The organism is Pseudomonas sp. S04, assembly GCF_009834545.1.
Taxonomy (GTDB): domain Bacteria; phylum Pseudomonadota; class Gammaproteobacteria; order Pseudomonadales; family Pseudomonadaceae; genus Aquipseudomonas.
In genome coordinates, this window is the sequence record NZ_CP019427.1 from 5189003 (window position 1) to 5215000 (window position 25998).

General features: G+C 60.2%; 22 protein-coding genes and 2 rRNA genes (1 of these 24 running past the window's edge). 11 read left to right on the forward strand and 13 right to left on the reverse strand.

Features of this window, described 5'->3' with window-relative positions; translation table 11 throughout:
• Positions 1-124 precede the first annotated feature (124 nt).
• The gene (gene ggt / locus PspS04_RS23125) at positions 125-1969 is read left to right on the forward strand and encodes a gamma-glutamyltransferase (RefSeq protein WP_159997959.1); all 1845 of its coding nucleotides are present in this window, start codon (positions 125-127) and stop codon (positions 1967-1969) included.
• 68 nt (positions 1970-2037) lie between these two features.
• On the opposite strand, the gene PspS04_RS23130 is transcribed toward ggt, so the two are convergent.
• Entirely contained in the window at positions 2038-2514 is a 477-nt protein-coding gene (locus tag PspS04_RS23130; protein ID WP_159997961.1) for a GNAT family N-acetyltransferase, read from the reverse strand.
• Positions 2515-2539: 25 nt separating this feature from the next.
• The gene (locus tag PspS04_RS23135) at positions 2540-3181 is read right to left on the reverse strand and encodes a LysE family translocator (protein ID WP_159997963.1); all 642 of its coding nucleotides are present in this window, start codon (positions 3179-3181) and stop codon (positions 2540-2542) included.
• A gap of 141 nt (positions 3182-3322) precedes the next feature.
• Between PspS04_RS23135 and PspS04_RS23140 the strand changes: the two genes are divergently transcribed.
• The 3 genes from PspS04_RS23140 (at position 3323) to PspS04_RS23150 (ending at position 5178) form a co-directional block, all read left to right on the forward strand.
• The gene (locus tag PspS04_RS23140) at positions 3323-4132 is read left to right on the forward strand and encodes an AraC family transcriptional regulator (RefSeq protein WP_159997965.1); all 810 of its coding nucleotides are present in this window, start codon (positions 3323-3325) and stop codon (positions 4130-4132) included.
• A gap of 77 nt (positions 4133-4209) precedes the next feature.
• Positions 4210-4578 carry a cupin domain-containing protein gene (locus PspS04_RS23145; protein WP_095169021.1) on the forward strand — a complete coding sequence of 123 codons (369 nt, stop codon included), beginning with the start codon at positions 4210-4212 and terminating at the stop codon, positions 4576-4578.
• Positions 4579-4614: 36 nt separating this feature from the next.
• Entirely contained in the window at positions 4615-5178 is a 564-nt protein-coding gene (locus PspS04_RS23150) for a GNAT family N-acetyltransferase (RefSeq protein ID WP_159997967.1), read from the forward strand.
• On the opposite strand, the gene PspS04_RS27970 is transcribed toward PspS04_RS23150, so the two are convergent.
• Both PspS04_RS27970 and PspS04_RS23160 read right to left on the reverse strand, forming a co-directional pair.
• Entirely contained in the window at positions 5163-6479 is a 1317-nt protein-coding gene (locus PspS04_RS27970; protein WP_159997969.1) for a methyl-accepting chemotaxis protein, read from the reverse strand. The genes PspS04_RS23150 and PspS04_RS27970 overlap by 16 nt on opposite strands.
• A gap of 272 nt (positions 6480-6751) precedes the next feature.
• A protein-coding gene (locus PspS04_RS23160; protein WP_159993877.1) for an IS3 family transposase occupies positions 6752-8115 on the reverse strand; the annotation gives its coding sequence in 2 pieces (ribosomal slippage) (positions 6752-7650 and positions 7650-8115; 1365 coding nt in all).
• Positions 8116-8305: 190 nt separating this feature from the next.
• On the opposite strand from PspS04_RS23160, the gene PspS04_RS23165 reads away from it, so the two are divergent.
• Positions 8306-9481, forward strand: a complete 1176-nt coding sequence (locus PspS04_RS23165; RefSeq protein WP_159993658.1) for an integrase core domain-containing protein — start codon at positions 8306-8308, stop codon at positions 9479-9481.
• Positions 9482-10247: 766 nt separating this feature from the next.
• Positions 10248-10763: a RidA family protein gene (locus PspS04_RS23170; protein WP_159997971.1), complete on the forward strand. Its 516-nt coding sequence runs from the start codon at positions 10248-10250 to the stop codon at positions 10761-10763.
• A gap of 5 nt (positions 10764-10768) precedes the next feature.
• On the opposite strand, the gene PspS04_RS23175 is transcribed toward PspS04_RS23170, so the two are convergent.
• Positions 10769-12085 carry an MFS transporter gene (locus PspS04_RS23175; protein WP_159997973.1) on the reverse strand — a complete coding sequence of 439 codons (1317 nt, stop codon included), beginning with the start codon at positions 12083-12085 and terminating at the stop codon, positions 10769-10771.
• Positions 12086-12374: 289 nt separating this feature from the next.
• Between PspS04_RS23175 and PspS04_RS23180 the strand changes: the two genes are divergently transcribed.
• A complete protein-coding gene (locus PspS04_RS23180) occupies positions 12375-12893 on the forward strand; it encodes an SET domain-containing protein-lysine N-methyltransferase (RefSeq protein ID WP_159997975.1) in 519 nt (172 codons plus the stop codon).
• An 18-nt stretch (positions 12894-12911) separates the two neighbouring features.
• Here the strand turns inward: PspS04_RS23180 and can are convergent, their stop codons facing one another.
• A complete protein-coding gene (can, locus tag PspS04_RS23185) occupies positions 12912-13556 on the reverse strand; it encodes a carbonate dehydratase (protein WP_095169025.1) in 645 nt (214 codons plus the stop codon).
• 139 nt (positions 13557-13695) lie between these two features.
• On the opposite strand from can, the gene PspS04_RS23190 reads away from it, so the two are divergent.
• On the forward strand, positions 13696-14100 hold the full coding sequence (locus tag PspS04_RS23190) for a serine kinase/phosphatase (protein ID WP_159997977.1): 405 nt from the start codon (positions 13696-13698) through the stop codon (positions 14098-14100).
• Positions 14101-14148: 48 nt separating this feature from the next.
• On the opposite strand, the gene rimI is transcribed toward PspS04_RS23190, so the two are convergent.
• Both rimI and PspS04_RS23200 read right to left on the reverse strand, forming a co-directional pair.
• Complete coding sequence (rimI, locus tag PspS04_RS23195; RefSeq protein ID WP_095169027.1) at positions 14149-14601, reverse strand: ribosomal protein S18-alanine N-acetyltransferase; 453 nt, start codon at positions 14599-14601, stop codon at positions 14149-14151.
• On the reverse strand, positions 14594-15352 hold the full coding sequence (locus PspS04_RS23200; RefSeq protein ID WP_095169028.1) for an energy transducer TonB: 759 nt from the start codon (positions 15350-15352) through the stop codon (positions 14594-14596). Before PspS04_RS23200 ends, rimI begins: the two co-directional genes overlap by 8 nt.
• Before the next feature lie 217 nt (positions 15353-15569).
• Between PspS04_RS23200 and mksB the strand changes: the two genes are divergently transcribed.
• From mksB to mksF, 3 genes are read left to right on the forward strand one after another with little or no spacing between them, the layout of a single operon-like run.
• Entirely contained in the window at positions 15570-16847 is a 1278-nt protein-coding gene (gene mksB, locus PspS04_RS23205; protein WP_162530211.1) for an Mks condensin complex protein MksB, read from the forward strand.
• The gene (gene mksE, locus PspS04_RS23210; RefSeq protein ID WP_095169029.1) at positions 16837-17538 is read left to right on the forward strand and encodes an Mks condensin complex protein MksE; all 702 of its coding nucleotides are present in this window, start codon (positions 16837-16839) and stop codon (positions 17536-17538) included. The genes mksB and mksE overlap by 11 nt, the downstream gene beginning before the upstream one ends.
• Positions 17535-20375 (forward strand): Mks condensin complex protein MksF, encoded by a 2841-nt coding sequence (gene mksF / locus PspS04_RS23215; protein ID WP_159997979.1) that lies wholly within the window; start codon positions 17535-17537, stop codon positions 20373-20375. The genes mksE and mksF overlap by 4 nt, the downstream gene beginning before the upstream one ends.
• Before the next feature lie 74 nt (positions 20376-20449).
• Here mksF and PspS04_RS23220 read toward each other — a convergent pair whose 3' ends face one another.
• The 5 genes from PspS04_RS23220 to PspS04_RS23240 form a co-directional block, all read right to left on the reverse strand.
• The gene (locus tag PspS04_RS23220; protein WP_095169031.1) at positions 20450-22753 is read right to left on the reverse strand and encodes a PqiB family protein; all 2304 of its coding nucleotides are present in this window, start codon (positions 22751-22753) and stop codon (positions 20450-20452) included.
• Positions 22746-23369 carry a paraquat-inducible protein A gene (locus tag PspS04_RS23225; protein ID WP_159997981.1) on the reverse strand — a complete coding sequence of 208 codons (624 nt, stop codon included), beginning with the start codon at positions 23367-23369 and terminating at the stop codon, positions 22746-22748. The genes PspS04_RS23220 and PspS04_RS23225 overlap by 8 nt, the downstream gene beginning before the upstream one ends.
• Positions 23356-24015, reverse strand: a complete 660-nt coding sequence (locus tag PspS04_RS23230; protein ID WP_095169033.1) for a paraquat-inducible protein A — start codon at positions 24013-24015, stop codon at positions 23356-23358. The genes PspS04_RS23225 and PspS04_RS23230 overlap by 14 nt, the downstream gene beginning before the upstream one ends.
• Before the next feature lie 151 nt (positions 24016-24166).
• Positions 24167-24282, reverse strand: a 5S ribosomal RNA gene (rrf, locus tag PspS04_RS23235).
• Positions 24283-24444: 162 nt separating this feature from the next.
• A 23S ribosomal RNA gene (locus PspS04_RS23240) occupies positions 24445-25998 on the reverse strand; it runs 1338 nt beyond the window's last position.

Sequence of the window (25998 nt, forward strand, 5' to 3'; positions counted from 1 at the left end):
AGGTAGGCCGTTTTTTTATGCCTGGAGAAAAGTGCCACCCCGCCGACATCCGCCCCGACGTTGCAGCTGGCGTCTGCCGCCGATACAGTCGCCCACTCTATTTCCCCACGGACGGAGTGCCCTCGTGTTCCCAGCCTTCCCTACACGCCGCTTGCGCCTTGGCGCCCTGTCGCTGCTCGCCACCGCACTGACTCTCGCCGCCTGTAGCGCGCCACCCGCCTCGACCACCGTAAGCACCCTGCCCGCAGCGCCGGAAATGGCCTCGGGCTTTCGCACCGACCTGAGCACCCAATACGCCAGCAAACACATGGCGGCAGCGGCCAACCCACTCGCCGCTGCCGCCGGGCGGGAGATGCTGCGCCAGGGTGGCTCGGCCATCGACGCCGCTATCGCCATGCAGGCAGTGTTGACCCTGGTAGAACCCCAGTCCTCGGGGATTGGCGGCGGCGCCATGATCGTGCTGTGGGACGGCAAGGCCGTGCGCACCTACGATGGCCGTGAAACCGCACCGGCGGGTGCCAACGAACGCTTGTTCCTGCAGGCTGATGGCAAGCCCATGCCGTTCCCGCAGGCGCAGATCGGTGGGCGTTCCGTCGGCACACCGGGGGTCTTGCGTGCACTGGAGATGGCGCATCGCGAACACGGGCGCCTGCCATGGGCCAGGCTGTTCGAGCCGGCCATCGAGCTGGCGCAAAAGGGCTTTGCGATCTCGCCACGCTTGCACACGATGATTGCCTCCGATCCGTTCTTGCCGCGCTCCCCCGACATGGCCGGGTATTTCCTCAACCGCGATGGCAGCCCGAAAGCCGTCGGTACCCTGCTGCAGAATCCGGCCCTGGCCAAGGTCCTCGAGCGCATTGCCAAGGAAGGTCCGGACGCCCTGTATCAGGGGCCGATTGCCGAGGAAATCGTGGCCAAGGTCCAGGGCCACGCCAACCCCGGCAGCCTGTCGCTCAACGACCTCAAGGGCTACCGGGCCAAGGAGCGCGCCGCGCTGTGCAGCGACTACAAGCGCTGGCAGGTCTGCGGCATGCCGCCGCCCTCTTCTGGCGGGATCGCCGTGGCGCAGATCCTCGGCACCTTGCAGGCCCTGGAAGGCCGCGACAGCCGTTTTTCCCTGGCGCCCCTCAGGCCGATCAAGAACGACCGTCCGGCCGGCCTTGAACCCGCTCCTGAGGCCGTGCACCTGATTGCCGAAGCTGAACGCCTGGCCTACGCCGACCGGGCCCTGTACATCGCCGACTCGGACTTCGTGCCGGTGCCGCTGGCCGGCCTCCTCTCCCCTGCTTATCTCGACAGCCGCGCCGCCTTGATCGGCGAGCGCAGCATGGGCACCGCCAAGCCGGGCACACCGACGGGCATCCAGGTGGCGTACGCGGCGGATCGTTCGCCGCTGCGCATCTCGACCTCCCAGGTGGTGGCGGTCGATGACTTGGGTGGGGCGGTGTCGATGACCACCACCGTGGAAGCTGCCTTCGGCTCGCACCTGATGGTGCAGGGCTTCATGCTCAACAACCAGATGACCGACTTCTCGTTCATCGCCGAAGAACACGGCCAGCCAGTGGCCAACCGGGTCGAGCCGGGCAAACGCCCGCGTTCATCCATGGCGCCGACGTTGGTCTTCGATCGCCAGAGCGGCGAACTGCTGGCCACCGTGGGTTCGCCCGGCGGCTCGCAAATCATCGAATACGTCGCCAAGTCGCTGATCGGCATGCTCGACTGGCAACTCGACCCGCAAGCCGCCATCAGCCTGCCCAACTTCGGCAGCCGCAACGGCCCCACCGAACTGGAACGCGGCCAGTTCAGCCCGGCGCTGATCCAGGCGCTCAAGGACAAGGGGCATACGGTAAACGAGATCGACATGACCAGCGGCACCCAGGCCATCATTCGCGTCCGCGACGCGCAGGGCAAGGCTGCCTGGGCCGGTGGCGCCGATCCACGGCGTGAAGGTGCAGCGCTGGGGGATTGACCGGAAAACGGGACACAAACTGCGCTTCGCGGCAGCGGCGAGCGCGCTTGCTCGCCACTGCCCGCCGTCTACGCCGCTATACGCAAATGCACCAAGGCCAGCCGGCGGCCCTCGGAGTCCTGGCGTTCTTCAATGGCAAACGGGGTAAACCCCAGTTTGGGGTAGAGCAACAACCCGGCCACGTTAGTGTTGAAACACGACAGCGTCACCTCCCGGGCCTGGTGCCGGGTGCGGGCAGTCGTGATCATCTGTTCGATCAATTGCGCACCGATTCCCTTGCCCCGCACCTCAGGGTCGACGATCACGTTGCCGATAGTGCAGGTGCCCGCCGTTGCCCATTGATAGAAATTGGCAAAACCGACCACCACACCGTCCAGCTCGATCACTGTGGAGTCCGAACGTTTGTCGATCGAACCCTGTAATTGTTGGTCGGTCAGCGGCCAGGTCGCGGCCGGGAAAAAGAAAAACTGTTCTTCCTGATTGCGCGCAAAACCACGGATTCGCGGAATATCCTGGGCTTCTACCGCTCTGAAAGTGATGGTCATGGGTGGGGTCTCCTTGTCCCTTTTTTCAACGATTGGCAACCAGATGGGCGCCAAACAATAGGTAGCAACTACCGGCAAAACGATCCAGCCACTGCCGCGAGCGGCCGTAAGCCTGGGCAACTCTTCGGCTGGCAAACAACAGCGCCACGCTGCAGTACCAACTGAAGGACAACGTAGCCATGGTCAGCACTGCCAGCGCCAGCAGCATTGGCGGTGGCGAAGCCGGCATCGAGGTGGCGAATATCGTGGCGACGAACAGCGCGGACTTGGGGTTGGTCATGTTACCCAGGAAACCCAGGCGATAGGCGCTGAACAAACTGCGCTGCGCCTGCCCCAGGCCCTCACTGGCGCCCAGCTCCAGCGCTGGCTTGCGCTTGAACTGTTTGAGCCCCAGATAGATCAGGTAGGCCCCTCCGGCAATCTTGAACGCCAGGTACAAGGTCGGGGCCGCCGTGAACAGCGATTTGATTCCCAGGCCACCGGCCAGGCCCCACAACACCGTACCCGTCGCGACTCCCATGGCGGCCACGACGCCATGGCGGCGCGAACAACTGGCGGCCAGTTGCGCCGTGGTGAAAAAATTCGGCCCCGGGGTAATCACCGCCACGGTCCAGAGCAACGCCAGCGATAACAGGGGCGCGACGTAGGTCAGGGGTTGGACATCCATTTGTCAGTCACCTGTGTGATTGCTGGAATAGGGTTTTTACTCGACCTTGAGCCCATCAGGCAACCGGTTATCCGGCTGACAGCCCACCCGCACCTGGGATACCGTGGGAACCAGTGCCAACCCCATGAATGAAGACTGCCCATGAGTAAGCCAAGACTCCTCACCGACTGGTTCCATCGCGCCCCCCAAAGTGCTGGGCTGGAGCGAATCGAGGCGTATTTTTCGGGGCACGGCTATGACCTTCACCGGCACGACACCTACGCCATCGGCCATACCCTGGCCGGGGTCCAGAGTTTTCAGTATCGCGGCGGTTGGCGCCACAGCCTGCCCGGCAGCACCATGGTGCTGCACCCGGACGAAGCCCACGATGGCGAGGCCGGTACCGAAGAAGGCTTCAAGTACCGGATGCTCTACGTCGAGCCAGCGCTGATCCAGCAGATGCTCGGTGGCCAGCCACTGCCATTCATCAAGACGGGGATCAGCAATGATCCACGCCTGTTCGCCGCCACCGGAGCGCTGCTGCAAAGCCTCGATCGCCCGCTCGACGCGCTGGAGCAGCAGGATGCCCTGTTTGACCTGGCCCAGGCCCTGCACGTCGTGTCCGGCACCCCCGCGCGGCGTCAGCGCTTCGATTATGTGGCGGCGGAGCGCGCACGCGAGTTCATGCACAGTGCTCTCGATCTGCCGGTGACCCTCGACCAACTGGCCGAGCACAGCGGGCGCGATCGCTGGAGCCTGTCACGGGACTTTCGCTTGTTGTTCGGCACCAGCCCCTACCGCTATCTGACCATGCGCCGCCTGGACCTGGTGCGCGCGCTGCTGATGCAGGGCGAGTCGCTGAGCAACGCCGCGCTGATCGCCGGCTTCAGCGATCAAAGCCACATGACTCGGCAATTCGGCAAGGCCTACGGCCTGTCACCCGCGCGCTGGATGAACATGCACCGCGCCTGAGCGCCGCACAATCGTGCAAGAGTCTGCTGCAGGTCCCGGCTACCCTGGGTTCGCCATCAACCTTCAGGAGCCGTGCCATGCCGTCCCATCAAAGCCTCAACCTCGCCAGCAAACTGCAACAGATCACCGAGCACTGGTCGCCACGGGTGATTGCCGAAATGAACGACTACCAGTTCAAAGTGGTGAAACTGCTGGGGGACTTCATCTGGCATGATCACCAGGACACCGACGAAACCTTCATCGTCCTCGACGGCCAGTTGCGCATCGACTTTCGCGATGGCCAGGTACTGGTGCGCAAAGGCGAAATGTACGTGGTGCCCAAGGGCGTCGAGCACAAGCCCTATGCCGAGCAGGAAGTCAGCCTGATGCTGATCGAACCCCGCGGCGTACTCAATACTGGCGAGGCCGGTGGTTCGCGCACGGCGCAAAATGATCAGTGGATCTGAAGCGCGACGCGGCTAAACGCTGAATAAGGAGATTCAATGCACGCCTTCCCCATCCTCGACACCCCGCGCTTGCACCTGCGCGAGATCCAGATGGACGACGCGCCGCAATTACTGGCGATTCATGGCGACGCACAGGCCATGAAGTGGTTCGGGATCGACCCTCTGACCGAGCTGGCCCAGGCCGAGGAACTGGTCGAGACCTTTGCGGCTTGGCGCACCCACGCCAACCCCGGTACCCGCTGGGGCCTGCAGCTCAAGGGCGAGGACCGGCTGATCGGCAATTGTGGCCTGTTCAAATGGAATCGTGGTTGGCAGAGCTGCTCCCTGGGCTTCGCCCTGCTGCCCTCGGCCTGGGGCAACGGACTGATGGGCGAAGCACTGGAGGCGGTGCTGGCCTGGGGCTTCACACACATGCAACTGAACCGTGTGGAGGCCCTGGTCCATCCACGCAACCAGGCCTGCCTGAGCCTGCTCGAACGCCAGGGATTCAGCCAGGAAGGACGGTTGCGCGAGGCCGGATTCTGGTCCGGCAGGCACTGCGATTTACTGATGCTGTCACGCTTGCGCAGCGATCGCTGCAGCCCTCAAGTGGCGAGCTGATTGGCGAACTGCCCGACTGCGCTGACCACTTTCTGCGCACCGTCCTGGATCTCGACAATCACCGTGCCCGCCTCTGCCGCCAGCGCCAAGCCTTGCTCAGCCTGGAGTTTGCCGTCGATCATCAGCACCACCGCATCGCGCACCATGTCCTGGTTCTGACGCACCACCCCGACGATTTCGTCGGTGGCTTTACTGGTACGCGAAGCCAACTGCCGGACTTCGTCCGCGACCACGGCAAACCCACGGCCCTGCTCGCCAGCGCGGGCGGCTTCAATGGCCGCGTTAAGCGCCAGCAGGTTGGTCTGCTCGGCAATGCCGCTGATGGTCTTGACGATGCTGCCGATCACCAGTGACTGCTCGTTGAGTGCCTCGATACCTTCTCCGGCCTGCTGCATGTGACGGGCCAGCTCACGCATCACATCGACCGCCTGGGTCACCACCGCCGTGCCGCGCTGTGCGCTGCTGTCGGTCTGCAACGAGGTGGTATAAGCGATGTTCGCCGCCTCGGCGACCGCCAGTTCCTGATTGACCTGGTCAGTGATGACGGTGGCAAATTTCACCACTTTGTACAGCTTTTCGTTGGCATCGCGCACTGGGTTGTAGGACGCTTCCAGCCAGACCGTCCGCCCGTGACCATCGACCCGCTTGAAGCGGTCGGCGACGAATTCACCGGCATTCAAGCGCCGCCAGAACTCCTGGTAGCCAGCACTCTGGTATTCCTGCGGTTCACAAAACAGGCGATGGTGCTGGCCCTTGATTTGCGCCAGGGTGTAGCCCATGCCGCTGAGGAATCGCTCGTTGGCCATCAGTACATGGCCGCCCAGGTCGAACTCGATCACCGCGGTGGAGCGCACGAGTGCGCCGATCAGGTTCTCGTGCTCACGGGAGGCTTCGATGGTGCGGGTCAGGTCGCTGGCATAGATCGATACGTGCCTGACGCGCCCATCCGGGCCACGCACCGGCTGGGAGATCGAGCGCAACCACGCCTCTTCACCGCTGCCGCGCAGCAAACGCAGGGCACCGGCGAAGTGCTCGCCACGGGTCAAGGCATGGCGAAAGCGCTGGTGAAATTCGTCGGTCTTGACGTGCGGCGGAACTATATCGTCGATCGGCCGGCCAATCAGTTCGTTGCCCTTGTAGCCCATTTGCTCGGCGAAATTGTGGTTGATCGCTTGCACTCGACCATCCGGGTCCAGAGTGAGCACCAGCATCTCGCTGTCCAGGCTTTCCTTCACTTGTTGAAGGCTGGAGAGTTCCTCGCGCAGAGCCGACAGCTCCTGCTTCAAGCGTTTGTTGAACATGGGGGACACCAAAGGGCCGAGTTGAGTGCATCGTTGTGCCTAGCCATCGGCTTTGCGCGGATTTTCTGAAGAGCCAGGCCGGCTTGTCCGACAAAAATACTCGGCGATTGCCCCTCGCCCCTGTTTGGCGGCCCTATGTTGGCATTGGTATCTATACAACTGTGGTGCGACCAGGATGTTGGATTCGACCGAGTACATATCCATTTTTGCGGTAATGGCCTCCTATGGTTCCGCCTGACGTGAACTGCCCCCCGAAAGTTGGACAGGGGACGCTATTGATTTAATGCCTGGGTCCGAAATTGTACCGGGCTCAAGCCATTCAGTCTGAGGCTTATGCGGTCTTGGTTGTAGTAGGCGATGTAATCCTCTATGCCTGATGCCAGCTGCTCCACACTCTCAAATGATTCCAGATAGAAAAACTCGCTCTTGAGCGTGCCGAAAAAGCTTTCCATGGCGGCATTGTCCAAGCAATTACCCTTGCGCGACATGCTCTGCTCGATGCTCTTTTCGGCCAGCATGTGTCGGTAGGTAGGCTGCCTGTACTGCCAACCCTGGTCAGAGTGCAGTATCGGTTTGTCCCCTTGATTCAGTCGCCCGAAGGCCTTTTCCAGCATCGTCGAAACCATCCTGAACTCGGGACGTCGGTTGATCTGGTAAGCCAGGATCTCGCCGTTGTACAAATCCATGAGAGGCGAAAGAAACAGTTTCTGCCCCTTCACCTTGAACTCCGTCACGTCGGTTGCCCATTTCTGGTTAGGGGCTTCTGCCTTAAATTCGCGCTTTAGTAGATCAGGCGCAACAAGCCCTTCAGCACCTCGGTAAGAGCGATATTTCTTCACTTTGACCAACGACTTGAGGCCCATCATCTGCATCAGCCGATGCACCTTCTTGTGATTGATCAACTCACCACTGTTTCCAAGGGTTGCGGTGATACGGCGGTAGCCGTAACGCCCCTTATGCCCGTGATAGACGCTGCGGATGCGATCTTTAAGGTCGGCATGCTTGTCGGTTAGCAGTGTTTTGCTTTGATAATAGAAGGTACTGCGTGCAAGTCCCGCAGCACGTAGCAACAGAGCAAGTGGATACTCATGCCTCAATCCTTGGACGGACTGCGTTTTTTTGGCTGCGCAGTACGGGGATCCGCTTGGATTAAGGCATCGAGCTTTTTTAGATAGGCATTCTCCGCGCGCAGATAGGCCAGTTCTGCGAGCATTTGTTCAGAGGTCAGCTCTGCGTCCGCAGGAAGAACAGGACTTGCTTTGGGTTGCCTAGAAGGTTTGCGGGGCATGCTGGACTCTTTAAGACGATGCGGTTGTAGTGCTTCTACACCGCCTTCATCGTACAGCTTTCGCCACTGCCTGATACTACTTGGACCACGGATATCAAACCGTATACAGGCCTGTTGGTCCGACAGTCCATCTTGTTCGATGCACTGCAAAACCTTCAATTTAAACTGGGCATCGTAATGGCTGTACTTGGCAATCAAGCCAGAGGCACCGTGTTTTTCAAAACCCTTGATCCAGCGCCGCAGCAGCGATGGACTCAAGCCATGCTTGAGGGCCACCTCATGAACGCTACTGGCAGACAAACACTCTTCAATCAGTGATTGCTTGAGTGCTAGGTTGTATTTCGTCATGGAACACCCTCCCGAGGGGTCAGGTGTCCAACATTCGGGGGGCAGTTCAGACGGCGGCTCACTTTTGAACAGCGCAAAAGTAAGCAAAACGCTCTTGCCCGGTATGACTCACCCACATGGGTTACAAATCAGTTCAAGCACATAGGTAACAGTTATTAACTGGCATGGTCGATTTCGCGAGGATCTGACCATGCCCTGGAGAGAGCTGAAACCTATGGATCGAAAAGTGATGTTCATCGCTGCCTATCTGGCGGACAAACACACCTTCAGCAAGCTGTGCAGTGACTACGAGATCAGTCGAAAGACTGGCTATAAATGGGTCGAGCGATACAAAGCTGAAGGGCCTAGTGGGCTTGAGGAACGCAGCCGTTGCCGGCACAACCAGAGCTACGTGGTGCCTGTCGCTGTTAGGCAGGCAATCATCGAGCTTCGGTCTATCGGAGAAACAACTCCAGGGCCTAAGAAGATCCAAAATGACTTGCTCAAGCGCTTTCCCGATCAGGATCCGCCGTCAAAAACGACCATCTACAACATCCTTAAAGCAGCCGACTTAATTACGCCGCAGCGTGTACGACGGCGTGTCGCGGTCTATCCCAAACCTTTGAGCAAGGCAGAAAAACCTAATCAGCTCTTTAGCGCGGACTACAAGGGCCAGTTTCTGACGGGCGCCGGAGTTTGGTGCTATCCACTGACGATCATGGATCACGCCAGCCGTTTTCTACTGGCCTGCCAGAGTATGTCCAGTACCAATCTGAAGGAGACCCAACAGACCTTTGAGCGAGTTTTCCGCGAGTACGGGTTGCCGGAGCGTATTCGAACTGACAATGGTGTGCCATTTGCCAGTACCGGCCGTGCCGGGCTGTCGCAGCTGTCGATATGGTGGCTGCGACTAGGGATTATTCCTGAGCGAATTGAGCCTGGCCGTCCGGACCAGAATGGGCGTCACGAACGCATGCACCGAACGCTGAAAAGTACCTTGCCTCAACCGCCCGCCATTCCTTGGGAGGCTCAGCAGAGACAGTTTGACCGCTTTATGCAGCACTACAATTATGAGCGGGGGCACGAGGCGCTTGACCAGAAAACGCCTGCTTCCTGCTATTCACCCTCGACTCGGACTTACCCGGAAAAGTTGCCTGAAATGGGGTATGCGAGCCACGTGGAGTGTTACCTGGCTGATAGTAATGGAATCATTAATCGAGCAGGTCTGCGGATTTATATAGCCAATGTGCTTAAGCATCAGACCATTGGAATGGAGATGATCAGTGATGATGTGTGGGAGGTGATATTCGGTCCGGTAATCCTAGGCCGGGTCTATGCTAGAGAGGCAAAGAACGGGTACGTGTCGATAAAAGTGTTACCTATGTAAAGGTACTTTTTTGTAACCCATGTGGTTGTCCCGTACAGCCCCACCACTTGGCACCTCGCTTGGGCTCGGTGTGCCCTCACTCCGGCTTGAATCCGTGGGCCGCCGCCACGCGCCATCCATGGCGCGGGGCGGCTAACCCGGCGTCCTGCCGGGTTGCCCACGGCTTCAAGCCTGCGTTCGGCCAGCGTGGTTAACGGGGCGCCCAGGATCAAAAGCCAGAGCCAGAGCCAGAGCCAGAGCCAGAGCCAGAGCCAGAGCGAGATCAAAAGATGGCTGACTTCGTCAGCGTCTTAGGAAGTAGAAGCTACACCGCGCATGCCCTAGCGATCAGGTCGGCTTTTAGGCCGCCTCGCTTTGTTTTTGATCCTGGGCGCCCCGTTAACCACGCTGGCCGGAGTCCGATATTGATTTGGGGGGTAAACCGGCAGGACGCCGGTTTAGCCGCACTGGGCCAGGGAGGGCCCATTGCGGCGGCCCCCCAAATCAATGTCGGAGTACGGGCATGCCGAGCCTAAGCGAGGCACCGAGTGGTGGGGTAAGAGCGTTTTGCTTACTTTTGCGCTCCTCAAAAGTGAGCCGCTGTAAGAGCGGAGCCATAGGTGGCCATTACCGCAGAAATGGATATGTACTCCGCCTAATCCAACACCCCAGAGGCCCACAGGTGCAACGTCGCACCACAGTCGTGTAGATGCCTATGCCTATGTTGGGGCAGCAAACAACCCGTTATAGTCGGCGCAGCCCCCCCCATACACAGGAGACGCCCGACATGGATCAATCACGTAAAGCGCTGTTCGACGGTATCGCCCAGGCGCTGGGCCATCGTTTTGACGGTGAAATGCGCATTGGCGGCAACTACGTGCCGGTGGTGCAAAATGGCGATGAGGTGTACATCAGCGGGCAGATCCCGCGCATCGACAATACGGTAATGGTGGTGGGCCGCGTGGGCGCCGAGGTGTCGCTGGAGCAAGGCCGGTTGGCCGCGAAGATTTGCACGATGCGCGCCCTGGCCATCCTCACGCAGCAACTGGGGGAGCTGGAGCGGATCGACAAGATCCTGCGCATCAATGTCTACGTGCGCAGCGCCGAAGACTTCACCCAGCAAAGTGAAGTGGCGGACGGCGCCTCAGAGGTGTTGTACGGGATTTTCGCCGACGCTGGCGTGCATACCCGCACCTCGGTGGGGGTGTACCAGCTGCCCAAGGGCGCCGCGGTCGAAGTCGACATGATCGTCGCACTCAAACCGCTCGCGGCGCCGCTGGATGAAGACTCGATCAGCGATTGACACCCTCAGGGGCAGCAGGTCGCGCCAGCCGACTGGGCGACCTGGGGCAGGCGCGAGCCGAAGTACAGCGCCGCGCTGATCCCCACGGCGCCCATCACGGCACAGAAAATCACGCAGATCCATGGGCTCCACGGCATCAGGCCAATCAGCAACAGCGGTGTGATGCTGGCCCAGATCGCGTAGGCAATGTTATAGGTGAAGGAAATCCCCGAGACGCGAATCCGTGCCGGGAATAGATTGACCATCACCGACGGCACCGCGCCCACCACCCCACAACCGAGACCGGCAATCGCATAGGCCAGGCCGATCCACTGCGCTGCGCCAATCAGGCTGCTGTAGAGCACGCCGATGCCCAGCGGTAACAGCAGGCTATAGAGCATCACCGTACGCCAGGCGCCGATCCGGTCGACGATCAACCCGGCGATCACGCAGCCGATGTTCAGGAACACGATGCCCAGGCTACTCAGCGCAAAGGTGTGGCTGGCGGTCATGCCGAAGGTTTTCTGCATCATGGTCGGGGTGATGACCACGAAAGTCACCACGGCCGAAGTCAGTACGCAGGTAAGGATCACCGCCGGCAACATCGCCAGGCGGTGCTCACGCAGCACCGTGCGCAACGGCAGTTCGACGTGCAGCTCACGACTGGCCTGCATCGCCATGAACACTGGAGTCTCGTTGAGCCAGCGGCGCAACCACACGCCAAGCACGCCGAACACCCCGCCCAGCAGGAACGGATAACGCCAGGCGTAATCGAGGATTTCCGCCGGGGTAAAGGCCTGTGCCAGCAAGGTCGCGGTCAAGGCGCCGATCAGGTAACCAAACGTCAGCCCTGCCTGCAGGAATCCCAGGGCGTAACCGCGGTGACCGACAGGAGCATGCTCGGCGACAAACACCCAGGCACTCGGCACTTCCCCACCGACCGCGGCGCCCTGGAACACCCGCAGCACCAGCAGCAGCAAGGGGGCGAAGTAGCCGATCTGGGCGTAGGTCGGCATGATCCCGATCAGCAGGCACGGCAGCGCCATCATCAGGATGCTCAAGCTGAAGACCTTCTTGCGCCCCAACCGGTCGGCAAAGTGCGCCATCAGGATGCCACCCAGCGGCCGCGCCAGGTACCCGGTGACAAAGATCCCGAAACTCTGCAGCAGGCGCAGCCATTCGGGCATTTCCGGAGGGAAGAACAGTTGGCTGAGGGTCAGGGCGAAAAACACGAAAATGATGAAATCGTAGATTTCCAGCGCCCCGCCCAGTGCCGCCAAGCCCAGGGTCTTGTAGTCAGACCGGGAGAATGGCGCAGGTCGAGTGTCGGCAATGGCAGTCATAAACAGGCTCGAAATTAGGCAAAAAATCGCGGCGCCCATGGTCTACGCAAATGCGCTCCCGGACAACCCGTTACACCTTAGTCGCAAGCGCATAAAACACCACTGGCGCAATGATTTCGATAGTGCTGTAAGTCATGGCTTACAGTAAAAATCGTCACTGTCCCCTGTCAGGCCTGACAGTAGACGATCTGTGTCATTTGCGAGACGCTTGAGCAACACTCAAGCGTTGCAGGGCTGACAGGATGCCCCGTCTACGGCTGTCGCAAGCTTGATCCAGGCAGGGATGTCTATGAGCCCTCAGGTCAATGCCCAGTCTTTGGCGAACGGATGCATCTACCCTTTCGAGGGGCTCAGCCCCAAGCAGGGCTACCCGTCCATGGCCGACTTCATTGTGGAGTCCGGCCATGGCGCAAAAAACCGCGGCGTCATGGCCCTGCGTCACTATCAGCGGATTACCCGAATGTGCCGGGTCTCCGGACAGTTGGTCCACGCCCCGCAGTTGCACAGCGTCCAGTTAGCGGTGGGCATTCACGTCTATGACCCCTACTTCTGTGGACGACTGCGCCACTCCTGCGACCCCAATGTCTTCCTCGACATGAGCGAACTCTGGTTATGGGCGCTACAGGACATTACGCCAGGCAGCCCACTGTGCATGGACTATGTCAGCACCGAGGCCAGCGTGTTGCGCCAGTTTGCCTGTAAATGCGGCTCGCCCCGGTGCCGTGGCTGGATCACCGGTTACGATGAACAGCCCAGCGCCGAGGGGCGGCTTTTCCTGCAGCAATGGCATCGCCATAGCCTTTGCTGAACGCCTACCAGGGGAGTGCTAGATGGCACCCACCGGACGCAAGCGATACTGCGGCGGCAGTTGCTCGAAACCACTGATGGTGGCGTTCAGGCTCTTCCAACGGCCATCCTTGATGCCATAGATGCAGCCGTGGATCGACAGGCTTTGCCCGCGATGCCAGGCATTTTGCACGATGCTGGTATGGCCCACGTTGGCCACTTGCTGGATCACGTTCAGTTCGCAGAGACGGTCGACCCGCTCTTCTTCAGTCGGCAATTGGGCCAACGCTTCGCGGTGCTCGTAGTAGAGGTCGCGGATCGAGCGCAGCCAACCGTCGATCAGCCCCAACTGACGGTCCTGCATGGACGCCCGCACCCCGCCACAGCCGTAATGGCCGGTGACCAGGATGTGTTTGACCTTGAGCACGTCGACCGCGTACTGGATCACCGACAGGCAGTTGAGGTCGGTGTGCAGCACTACGTTGGCCACATTACGGTGCACGAACAGGTCGCCGGGCAGCATGCCGACAATCTCGTTGGCCGGCACGCGCGCGTCGGAGCAGCCGATCCACAGGTATTCAGGCGTCTGCTGGCGGGCCAGTTTGGCGAAGAAGTCAGGATCTTCCTGCTTGATCGCATCAGCCCAGCGCTCGTTGTTATCAATCAGATCTTGTAATTCGTTCATGTTCTGAAGCCTCAAGAATGATGCGCTGGTTTGACACCCCAGCATGCGCCGGGGTCACGCCGTTATTAGGGCAAATGGCTTGGAATCTTCAAGGGTAGCGCCTGTCCACCCTATAAGCCCCACATTATGAGGATTTGCCATGACTGATTCACGACGTCCGTATGGCGCGGTACAGCCCGAGCCCATCGACGACAACGAAGACCGCATGGGCTCGATGCGTGAACTGGACTTCGACGAGGAGCCCTCCAGCGCCATTATTCGCGATGAATTACCCGAACACCTGCGCAAACCGCCCGTGCCGCGCCAACCTGCAGCCGAAGCGGGGATGCACGAGACTTCGGCCGATGACGACGAATCCACCGATGATGACCTGACCCCGGGCAACCTGATTCGTGAAGACGGCGCACGGGACGCCCAGGACGTCGGCGAATGTGATCAGGCCGACTGGGACTTGAGCATTGTCGACGAAGACGAGATTGGCGGTGGCAATGGCCTGGATGAGGCTGAGCTGGCGCGGCGCGATCCGGTCGACGGCAATCGTTAACACGCTTGCGCGGGCGAGCATCGGGCTTGCCCGCAAAGGTCGAACGGCTCAGTCGACCAGGGTACAGGCCATGACCACGGCGTCTTCACGCCCACCGACTGCCGGGTAGTAGTCGCGGCGGCGCCCCACTTCGTTGAAACCATAACGTTCATACAGTCGGAAGGCCGCGCGGTTGCTGTCGCGCACTTCGAGGAAGCACTCACGTGCTTGCGCCTTGTAGGCAATCGACATCAGGTGTTCGAGCAAGGTCAGCCCCAGGCCGCGCCCCTGGTTTTCCGGCTTGACCGTGATATTGAGCAGGTGCGCTTCATCGAGGATGATCTGCACCACCCCGTGGCCCACCTGTTGCTGCCCCTCGAACATCAGCCAGATCTGGTATTTGCCCAGGCCATCGAGAAAGATCCCGCGGGTCCAGGGATGGCTGAACGCCGCGTATTCGATCTTCAGTACTGCGTCCAGGTCGGCTTCGGTCATCGGGCGGAACGATACAGCGTCACTCATTTGATTCTTTCCAGCGCGCCATCAGCCGACGCATGGCTTGCCAGACATCAGCCTTACGCTGTGGCTCTTCCATTAATAATTCCAGGCCAGGCAGCGCCCAGACCGACCCCAGGCCTTCGACCTGAAGTTCGCGATTGTACGCTTGCGCATCCGCCTCGCCGGCAAACCGCACAGCCGGCAGCCCCACCAGCCACAGACAGACACAGGGTTGATCTTCCAGGCGCGCGGAGACAAAGCCCTGGACGAAATCGCGCGCCGCTTCCGGCCCCTGATCCATGGTGCCCCGCGCCAACAGCGGCCAGCGCACCGGCTCGCCGACGATCTGCGGGCTGTCCGGCAGGCCGGCGGCGCGCAACATGTCCTTGAGCAGCAGGTAGGCCGGGTCGCGCGTCTGGAACGTGTCGCCTGTGGGTAACTCCACCAGCAGCAGGCAACGGCCCGCGCGCAACAATTGCAGGGCAAACCGCGGTGGCGGCACGACCGGGGCCTTGACCACGGCGGGGGCGGCTTCTTCCTCGACCTTGGCATTGGTCCGGGTACTGGCCAGCGATGGGCGCGGCACTTCGATCCGCGGGCGCGCGGCGGGGGCGGTTACCGGCTCGACCGCGACGGCGACCTTGGCCGCTGGCACAGGCGCAACGCCCGGCACTGGCGGCTCGGCGACCAACGGCTCAACCAGCTCCAGCAGCTCGGGCCGCGAAGGGGCGGCAAAGGGCAATTCGGTGCGCGGCAGCCAGTTGACCACCTGCATGGCAGTCAAATAAGCGCGGCGACGGGACTCGATTAGCAAAGGTCGGCCACTTGTGGATAACTTAAAGTGCAGGGATTCTACCGCCCTTCGCCGAAGATCGCCCGCAGTAGAGCAGAGAAAAACGACAGTCCGTCCCGTCGATCTGCCGAGGGGGATTCCCATAGCCTGCGATGCAGTACAATCGCTGCTTTTAATCGCCAACCAGCCGGCCAATCCAATGATCGAACCCAAGCGCGTCTTGCGCGCCCTCGCCGAACACTGGGCACTCCTGGAGCCACTGTGTGAGCATTTCGACCAAGGCACCCTGAGCCTCAACGAACTGCGCACGCAACTGGCCGCCCAGCAACTGGACAGCACGCCACAGGACATCACCAGCCTGCTGGACGTGTGGATCCGCCTCGACATTCTGGTTCCGGTGGCAAAAAGCCCGAACCGCTTTGAACTGAACGCGCAGATCCACGACTTCCTGGCTTACCTGCGCCGCGAGCACCGCTTGGGCCTGTGCCTGGAAATCGAAGCCTACCTGCGGCACCTGGAGCGGCTGGCCGGCTACATCCAAGACGCATTCGACATTCGTGATGGCAACGACCTGGCGCGCCAGTTGCGCTTGCTCGACATGCGCGTACGCGACGTGTTGAAAAAACTCGCCAACGACGAACAGGCCCTGGTGGCCGTAGCCGAGCGGGCCAAGACCAGCGACCGGCAGATTCCATTGCGCCAGCGTTATGCCGAAGTCCTGGCGACCTGGGACGAGTATGTCGAGCCGATGATCCAGTTGGTCAACGCCGACGGCGCCTTCGAACAAGGCGTGCGCAAGGTCGAGAACGTCCTGCTGAAGATGCTCACCGAGCAGCAACGCCTGGGCCATCTGGTCGACGACGACATGCTCCTGCGGACCCACGCGCGCATCCTCGAAATGCAGACCAGCGCCCAACTGACCCTGCGCCACGCCCGCGAGTTGTTGCTGCCGCTGCGCGAAGAAGCCCGCCGGCACAACGCCGTGACCCGTGGCGCGGCACTGGCCCTGTCGATGATCCGGCGCAAGGGCATCGATGCGGTGCCACAAGCGGCGATGCCGATGTTCACTCGCCCGCAAAGCACCTTCCTTGGCAGTGCCAGCCAGGTTGAAGCCTATGTCTACGCCCTGGCACGTTTCGAGCCAAAACCGGCGCGTTTCCCCAAGGCCCACAAGATCCAGACCGGCGAAGCCCCGCGTGCGCCACGCACGGTTCGGGAAATGCTCGAGCGCTGCGAAGACGCCCTGCCGATGCCAGACCTGATGACCTGGTTGTTGGAGCAGGAACCGGATGGCGCGACCGACGAGCTGCTGTATTGGTTCTCGCGCCTGTCGCGGGAAAAACGCTTCAAGCGCGAGCGCCTGGAACGCCGCGATTACCACACTCACGAGCATCAGGTCAGCCTGCGCTCCTTCGCCCTGCTCTCGGCCGGCACCGATGCCAGCGAGAATTCTGCGAGCATTCCCCATGCATCTTGATCTATCCGAACTGTCTCAGCTGGCGCCGATCTTTCGCGAGCTGTTCAAGGGTTATCACGTCAGCCGTCGCGATCCTGAGCTGTACGCACAGTTGTCGAACTTTCAGGACCAGTACCGCACCTTGTTCCGCGCCCTGGGATTTGAACTGGTGTGCGATACCCGGGGCTTCTACTACTTCGTTCCGGACCTCGCCGCAGCGGCCGTGAACAAGACTGCCCAGCGCCTGGCGTTGTTCACCTTCATTCTGGTCGAACACCTGGCCGACCAGGGCCGCGACCCGATCGCCGTGCTCGACGGCGGTAGCCTGGGCCGCGATGAACTGCCGTCGTTGCTGGAAAAATACCGCGACCTGTTCATCCAGGCTGAAGTGCAGACCGTGGAAGAGCTCGAAGAAAAGATCATGCGGCGCATGACCCAGCTCGGTTTTGCTGGGGAAGAGAACGGCATCTACCGTTTCCTGCCACCGATGCACCGCTTCCTCGACGTCTGCCTGTCGGTGCAACAGGACCGCGACCTGGCCGCCAGCCTGCACAGCGTGCTGCCACTGCCGGCGCCGGTGCTGATTGACGACGACAGCGACGAAAAACTGCTGCAGACCGATGACCCGCTGGACCTCAGCGACTTCGCCGAAGACAGTGAAGAAGACGCCTTGGCCCGTGCCATTGCCGAAGAACAGGAGCTCGACGCATGAGCAAGGAACGCTACGGCATTCGCCGCTTTGCCCTTCTGAATACCGCGGGTTACAGCCTCGGCCTGTTCCCGCTGGAAGAACCGCTGTCGGTCTACGGGGCGAACAACCTGGGCAAGTCCGCCTCGATCAACGCCCTGCAGTTCCCGATCCTGGCACGCATGTCGGACATGAGCTTCGGCAAGTACAGCCTGGAGCAATCGCGGCGCTTCTACTTTGCCTCTGACACCAGCTACATCCTGGTGGAAGTTTCGCTGCCACACGGTCCACACGTGATCGGCGTGGTCGGGCGTGGCCCCGGCGGTGGTTTTGGCCACCAGTTCTTCGCCTATGCCGGTAAGCTGGACCTGGCCCATTACCAGAAAAACGACACGTGCCTGCGCCAGAAAGAGTTGTTCAGCAACCTCGAACGCGAAGGCCTCAAGGCTTACGAGCTCAAGCCGGATGAACTGCGGCGCCTGCTGGTGGGCGGCCACACGTCGATCCCGCTGGACCTGACCCTGATTCCGCTGCGCTCCACCAGTGAGCAGAGCCTGAAGACCTTCCGTGCGCTGTTCATCAACCTGCTGCACATGCGGGAAATCACCGCGGCCAAGCTCAAGCAACTGTTCCTCGATGCCTTCGAACACAGCCTGCGTTCCGGCAGCGTCGATTACATCGCCGCGTGCGAAGAAGCCTTCCGCGATGTGCGCCGCATGGAGCAGGACTACAACTCGCTGGTCACCGCCGGCCCCTTGGTCGAAGCCCTATCGGCAGGCGTGACCCAGCGCAATATTCTGCGCGGCAAGTTGCACCGCATCTCGCCGCTGCTCGATTCCCTGCTGGGCACCTGGTCGGACTACGCCAGTGCGCGCAAGGAAGAATTGACGATCCAGGCCGAGCACTACCGCAACGAGCAGGACGCCCTGCAAAACGATCAACGCGGCGGCACCCAGGAGCTGATGCGCCTGGAACGCGAAATCACCGGCATCCAGCGCTGGCTCGGCGAGTTGTCGGTGCTCAAGCATCGCTTCGCGTTGGTCGAAGACGTCAAAGTCCTGGAGCAACAACTGCTGGCCGCCAAGGATGCGCACGATGAACTGGCCGGCGCGCTGGCCCAGTCCCGGCAGTTCAGTGCCGAAGACCTGGAAGAGCGCCTGCGGGATCTGGAAAAGCGCCTGAAGTCGGTCAAGCAGCAACTCGATCACGCCGACAACAACAGCTACGCGCGCCTGCGCGAAGAGTTTTCGCAACAGGACGTCGAACGCCTGATGCGCCTGTTCAACAGCGCATTGTTCAGCCTGCCGCTGGGTGAGCACGGCATTACGCTGGACGAGGACGGCCAGTGGGTCAAATCCCTGGAGCTGATCCTCGACGGCTTCAAGGGTGAGCGTTTCGAAGTACCGGGGCTGTCGATCGACATTTCCCACATCGAACCGCCCGCCCTGCAAGCCCTGGCTGACCGTGCCGCGTTGCGCGACCAGAAAGAACGCTTGGACAAAGAACTCAAGCAACTGAAAACCCAGCAAGCGGTCGCCGCGGACCGCGCTGCCAGCAAGACCCAGACTGAAGCGCTGTACCAGCAGGTGCTGGACGCGCAAAAAGCCCTCGAGGACTTCCGCCGCGCGCAAACCCTGAGCGCCGAAGAAGGTGACAAGCTCGAGCAACTGGCGCAGATGGAAGCGGCCCAGGACGAATTGAAACGCTCCAGCGATGCCTTCACTGAGCGCGTCCAGCAACTGTCGGCCAAGCTGCAACTGGTCGGCCGGCAGATCGGCGACATGGAAGCCAAGCAACGCACCCTCGACGACGCCCTGCGCCGCCGTCAGCTGCTGCCGACCGACCTGCCATTCGGCACGCCGTGCATGGACCCGATCGACGACTCCATGGACAACCTGTTGCCGCTGCTCAATGACTACCAGGACAGTTGGCAGGGCTTGCTGCGTGTCGACGGCCAGATCGACGCCTTGTACGCCCAGGTTCGCCTCAAGGGCGTGGCCAAGTTCGACAGCGAAGACGACATGGAGCGTCGCCTGCAACTGTTGATCAACGCTTACGCCCACCGTACCGACGAAGCCCTGACCCTGGGCAAGGCCCGGCGTGCGGCCGTCACCGACATCGCCCGGACTCTGCGCAATATTCGCAGCGATTACGACAGCCTCGAGCACCAGCTGGCGCTGTTCAACCGCGAGATCAACAAGCGCCAGGTGTCCAACCTGCAAAGCTTCCGCATTGTCCTGGCGCCGAACAAGGAAGCCCTCAAGCACATTGACCAGATCATCCACAGTGCCGGTCAGTACGAAGAAGGCGAAACCCTGTCGGTGTTCGACCTGAGCCAGAGTGCCGAGCAGGACAACAAGAACGAAGAGGCCAAGGAGTACCTGGCCCGCCTGGTGGCGGCGAACCACAACCAGCTCGGCCTCAAGGACCTGTTCGAGCTGGCGTTCGAGATCACCAAGGTCAACGGTCAGCCAGTGATCCACACTGACATCGATGGCGCCGCGTCCAACGGCACCACCATGACCATCAAGGCACTGACCAACATGTATTTGTTGCTGCACTTGATGGACCGCGACCAGGCCGGGCGTGTGCGCCTGCCGTACTACCTCGACGAAGCCGCGGACATCGACGAGAAGAACCAGGCCGCCCTGCTGGAAACCAGCCTGCAGTTGGGCTTCGTGCCGATCCTCGCCAGTGTCAAGCCACAGGTCTGCGCCAGTGTGGCGATTGACCTGGAAGGTGGCAGCGGGCCGAACGGTATCTACATCGACGAGGCAGACTGGAAGTACATCCGTCGGCATGACGAAGTGAAACCGGCGGTCAGCGTCGAGTCGACCGAAGCCGAGCTGGACGCCGTCTAAATGCTCTAGCGGTAGATAAACAAAAAAGGCCGCGATCCATTGGATCGCGGCCTTTTTTGTACAGCGGGTTTGACTTACTTGCCGAGGGAGATCTTCGGCGCCCACTCCAGCCACTCGTCTTCGAACTTGTCGAACAACGGGAAGGTCTGCTGCGGCCGCGCCGGGTTACCCATGCGCTCACCATCCGGAGTGGCAAAGGCAACGCCACCCTGGATCAGGGTTTCCAGGGATTCGGTGCGTACGGTCGCGCCCTTGAACAGACTGTAATCCAGGCCAAAACCGCTGGTATTCCAGAAGCGCGTGCCGCTGCGTACCAATGGCGCGTACTTCGGTTCGATGAGGATATGGATCAACACCCGATCCGCGGTCTGCCCCAGTTCGTAACCGGTGACCTTGCCCACGGTAATTTCCCGGTAAGTCACCGGCACCCCGGTTTTCAGCGAGCCACGGCGCGCGGCACTCAGCACCAGGCTCAGGCCTGCCTCTTGCGCGGTGGCTTCGGGTGGCTGTGGCAGGGCAACGAAGTTCTTTTGCGGGCCGAGGTTTTTCACCGCGGGCTGCACTTCGATGTACTGCCCGGTCACCAGGGTTTCCAGATTGGAGGTCTTGATCAGGCCTAACTGCGGCTTGACCACCCAGAACTGGCTGCCTACCCGGGCAATGCGCTCCGGCACTACGGTGATACGCGCAGTGAGCAGCACCGATTGCAGGTCGTCGCTGAGGTCGACGTCTTCCACCTTGCCGACGTCCAGGCCTTTGTAGCGAATCGGCGTGCCATTGCGCAGTCCGTCGCCGCGGTCGAGCTTGAGGGTGACCACGGTGCCTTTCTCCGTCGCCTCGTCATGACTGGTGAACAGGCGGAAGCGCGGAATACGCTTTTGCAGCGGCGCCTTGGCTTCCGGAGTCTCGAACGCAATACCGCCGGCCATCAGGCTTTGCAGGGACTCGCTCTTGACCTGGATCCCGCCGGTCAGACCACCGGTGAGGGTGATGCCGCTGGCATTCCAGAAACGCGTCGAAGCGTTGACCAGGCCTTCGTATTCCTTCTCGATGTGCACGCCGATGACCAATTGCTTCTTGGTCCGCGAGAACTGATAGCTCTGCACCGAACCGACCTTGACCTGCTTGTAGAGAATCGGGCTGCCGACCTCCAGCGAGCCGAGGTTCTCGGTGAACAGCACCAGGTGCAGGCCCGGGGAGCGCAGGTCCAATGGCGGCGCCTTCGGCCGTGCCTCGAACTCGCGCTTGGGCGGGCTGCCCTTGTCACCCGGACGCACGGCGATGTAGTTACCCTTGACCAGGGCTTCGAGCCCGGTGATACCGGCCAGGGAAATCGACGGCTTGACCACCCAGAACTGCGTGCCATCGACCAGGTAATCTTCAGCCAGCGGGTCGAGGGTCAGTTCGGCGGTGGCGCTGGACAGGTCGGAGTCGACCTTCAAGGCCTTGAGGTTGCCCACCTGAATGCCTTTGTACATGACCGGCGTACGACCGGCTTGCAGGCCTTCGAAGTCGCTGAGCTTGACCTTGACCCGGATGCCGGCCTGGGCCGCGTCGAAGTCTTCATACAGACGGAACGGCAGGCTCGGGTCGGTGGGCGGGCTGTCCTTGCGGTTCTCCGGCGTCGCAAAGGCAATACCGCCGGCCACGATGCTGGCCAGCGACTCGCTACGTACCTTCACACCCGACAGGTTGGCGTCGATGCTGATCCCGCTGGCATTCCAGAAGCGCGTGTGTTTGCGCACCAGGTTGGCGTAAGTGGGCTCGATAAAGACCTTGATCTCGACGGTGCTCTGGTCCTCGGACAGCAGGTAGCTCTTCACCTGACCGACCTGGATCTGCTTATAGAACACCGGGCTGCCGCGGTTCAGCGAGCCCAGGCGTTCGGCCTTGATGGTCAGGTGCAGACCCGGCTTGGAGTCCGACAGGGGCGGCTCCTGGGCAAGGGCCTTGAACTTGCGGGTAGGTTCGCCCTCACCCGGACTGATCGCCACATAGTTACCCGAGACCAGGGTTTCCAGACCGGTGATACCCGCCAGGGTTACGCTGGGCTTGACCAGCCAGAAGCGCGTGCTGGTCTTGAGGTACTGCTCGACGTCCTTGTTCATCTCGACCGTGGCGATCACCCCACGGCTCTTGCCTTCATCATCGAGCGCCAGGCTTTTGACCTTGCCCACCGACATGCCTTTGTAGACCACTTCGGTCTTGTTGGCCTGAATGCCTTCACCGCTTTCGAAACGGACCTGGACCTGAATCCCGGTCTCGTTATAGGCACGCCAACCCAACCACCCACCAATCACCAAGGCGATCAGGGGCAACACCCAGATGGCCGACCAGTTGGAAGCCGGTCGGGTTTTAGCTTTAGGCAAATCAGTCATGGTCGTCGTCCGACTCCGTGTTATCCCAAATCAGTCGGGGATCGAAAGTTACTGCAGCAAGCATTGTCAAAATCACCACACTGGCGAAGGCCACTGCACCGAGATTGGCCTCGATGGTGGCGAGCCGACCAAAGTTGACCACTGCCACCAGAATCGCGATGACAAAGATGTCGAGCATTGACCAGCGGCCAATGAACTCAATGAAGCGGTACATCAGGATGCGTTGCCGCGCGGATAAAGGCTGGCGGCGCTGCACCGAAAACAGCAGCAGGGCGATGCCGACAAGCTTGAAGGTCGGTACCAGGATACTGGCGACGAACACCACGGCCGCGATGGGGAGCATCCCATGCTGCACCAGGGTGATCACGCCGGACATGATCGTATCGCCCTCCCCCTGCCCCAAGGCGCTGACCGTCATGATGGGCAACAGATTGGCGGGGATATACAGAATCGCGGCGGTGATCAACAACGCCCAGGTGCGCACCAGACTATTTGGCCGGCGGGCATGGACTATCGCGCCACAGCGCGTGCAGGTCTGCTCGTCGGTGTCGGGTTCCTGTTTGTTCAACTGATGGCACTCAGCACAGATCAGAATGCCTGCATCAATCGCCCGCATGAGCATCCTCCCCGGATAACGCTTCCCAGATCTGGTGCGGTGACATCACCACCTCTAGCCAGACTTGAACCAACAACAAACTGATAAAACACCCCAGGCCCAACCCTATGGTGATGGACGCCAGGTCAGCCAGTTTGACGATGGCCACCAGCACCCCCATCAAATAAACCTCGAGCATCCCCCAATCACGCAGGTGGTGATAAATGCGATACAGCAGCAGGCCGTAGCTGCGTCCGATATCAAATCGAATGCTCAACAATACCAATAACTGACAGAGCAACTTGAGCAGGGGGATCCCCATGCTGCACAGGAACACCACCACCGCCACGCCTTGCATGCCAGTATCGAACAGACCGACAACACCGCTCCAGACAGTGTCGTGTGACGTCTGTCCGAGTAGATTGAGTTCCATGATCGGTAAAAAGTTCGCAGGGACGAACAGCAGCAGCGCAGCGATCACCAGGGCGAGGCTACGCTCCACGACATTGTGCCGATGAGCGTAGAGCTCATAACCGCAACGCGGGCATAAGGCTTTCTCGTCATGAGCGAGGTGTGGCTTGCGCATCAGCAAGTCGCATTCATGACACGCCACCAAGTTGTCCAGCGGTAAATCTGACAGCCCGTAGGCGTCAACCGGATCTGGCATAGAGGGCTCTGATTGTGAAAATAAGGGCTCTATTCTAGTGTTCTGGCTGAGAAATAACTGTGCAATTTTGTGTCGATCCTGCAATGAAACTTTCTCGCGGACAAAAACAAAACCCCTACCTGCATACGCAGATAGGGGTTTCGGAATTTAATCTTGACGATGACCTACTCTCACATGGGGAAACCCCACACTACCATCGGCGATGCATCGTTTCACTGCTGAGTTCGGGATGGGATCAGGTGGTTCCAATGCTCTATGGTCGTCAAGAAATTCGGGTACTGAGTCGTGGCCAGATAGCCTCGCTTCAGCAAATTGGGTAGGTGATAGCTTTCGGTGTTGTGTGCTGCTTTGAGCAGATTCGAACTTTCGGTTCGTTTCGTCTTCACACACCGCAATCTGGCCTTTCGACGCAAATTGCTTGGGTGTTATATGGTCAAGCCTCACGGGCAATTAGTATTGGTTAGCTCAACGCCTCACAGCGCTTACACACCCAACCTATCAACGTCGTAGTCTTCGACGGCCCTTCAGGGGACTCAAGGTCCCAGTGAGATCTCATCTTGAGGCTAGTTTCCCGCTTAGATGCTTTCAGCGGTTATCTATTCCGAACATAGCTACCCGGCAATGCCACTGGCGTGACAACCGGAACACCAGAGGTTCGTCCACTCCGGTCCTCTCGTACTAGGAGCAGCCCCTCTCAAATCTCAAACGTCCACGGCAGATAGGGACCGAACTGTCTCACGACGTTCTAAACCCAGCTCGCGTACCACTTTAAATGGCGAACAGCCATACCCTTGGGACCGGCTTCAGCCCCAGGATGTGATGAGCCGACATCGAGGTGCCAAACACCGCCGTCGATATGAACTCTTGGGCGGTATCAGCCTGTTATCCCCGGAGTACCTTTTATCCGTTGAGCGATGGCCCTTCCATACAGAACCACCGGATCACTAAGACCTACTTTCGTACCTGCTCGACGTGTCTGTCTCGCAGTCAAGCGCGCTTTTGCCTTTATACTCTACGACCGATTTCCGACCGGTCTGAGCGCACCTTCGTACTCCTCCGTTACTCTTTAGGAGGAGACCGCCCCAGTCAAACTACCCACCATACACTGTCCTCGATCCGGATAACGGACCTGAGTTAGAACCTCAAAGTTGCCAGGGTGGTATTTCAAGGTTGGCTCCACGCAGACTGGCGTCCACGCTTCAAAGCCTCCCACCTATCCTACACAAGCAAATTCAAAGTCCAGTGCAAAGCTATAGTAAAGGTTCACGGGGTCTTTCCGTCTAGCCGCGGATACACTGCATCTTCACAGCGATTTCAATTTCACTGAGTCTCGGGTGGAGACAGCGCCGCCATCGTTACGCCATTCGTGCAGGTCGGAACTTACCCGACAAGGAATTTCGCTACCTTAGGACCGTTATAGTTACGGCCGCCGTTTACCGGGGCTTCGATCAAGAGCTTCGCGTTAGCTAACCCCATCAATTAACCTTCCGGCACCGGGCAGGCGTCACACCCTATACGTCCACTTTCGTGTTTGCAGAGTGCTGTGTTTTTAATAAACAGTCGCAGCGGCCTGGTATCTTCGACCGGCGTGGGCTTACGGAGCAAGTCCTTCACCCTCACCGGCGCACCTTCTCCCGAAGTTACGGTGCCATTTTGCCTAGTTCCTTCACCCGAGTTCTCTCAAGCGCCTTGGTATTCTCTACCCAACCACCTGTGTCGGTTTGGGGTACGGTTCCTGGTTACCTGAAGCTTAGAAGCTTTTCTTGGAAGCATGGCATCAACCACTTCGTGTTCTAAAAGAACACTCGTCATCAGCTCTCGGCCTTAGAATCCCGGATTTACCTAAGATTCCAGCCTACCACCTTAAACTTGGACAACCAACGCCAAGCTGGCCTAGCCTTCTCCGTCCCTCCATCGCAATAACCAGAAGTACAGGAATATTAACCTGTTTTCCATCGACTACGCTTTTCAGCCTCGCCTTAG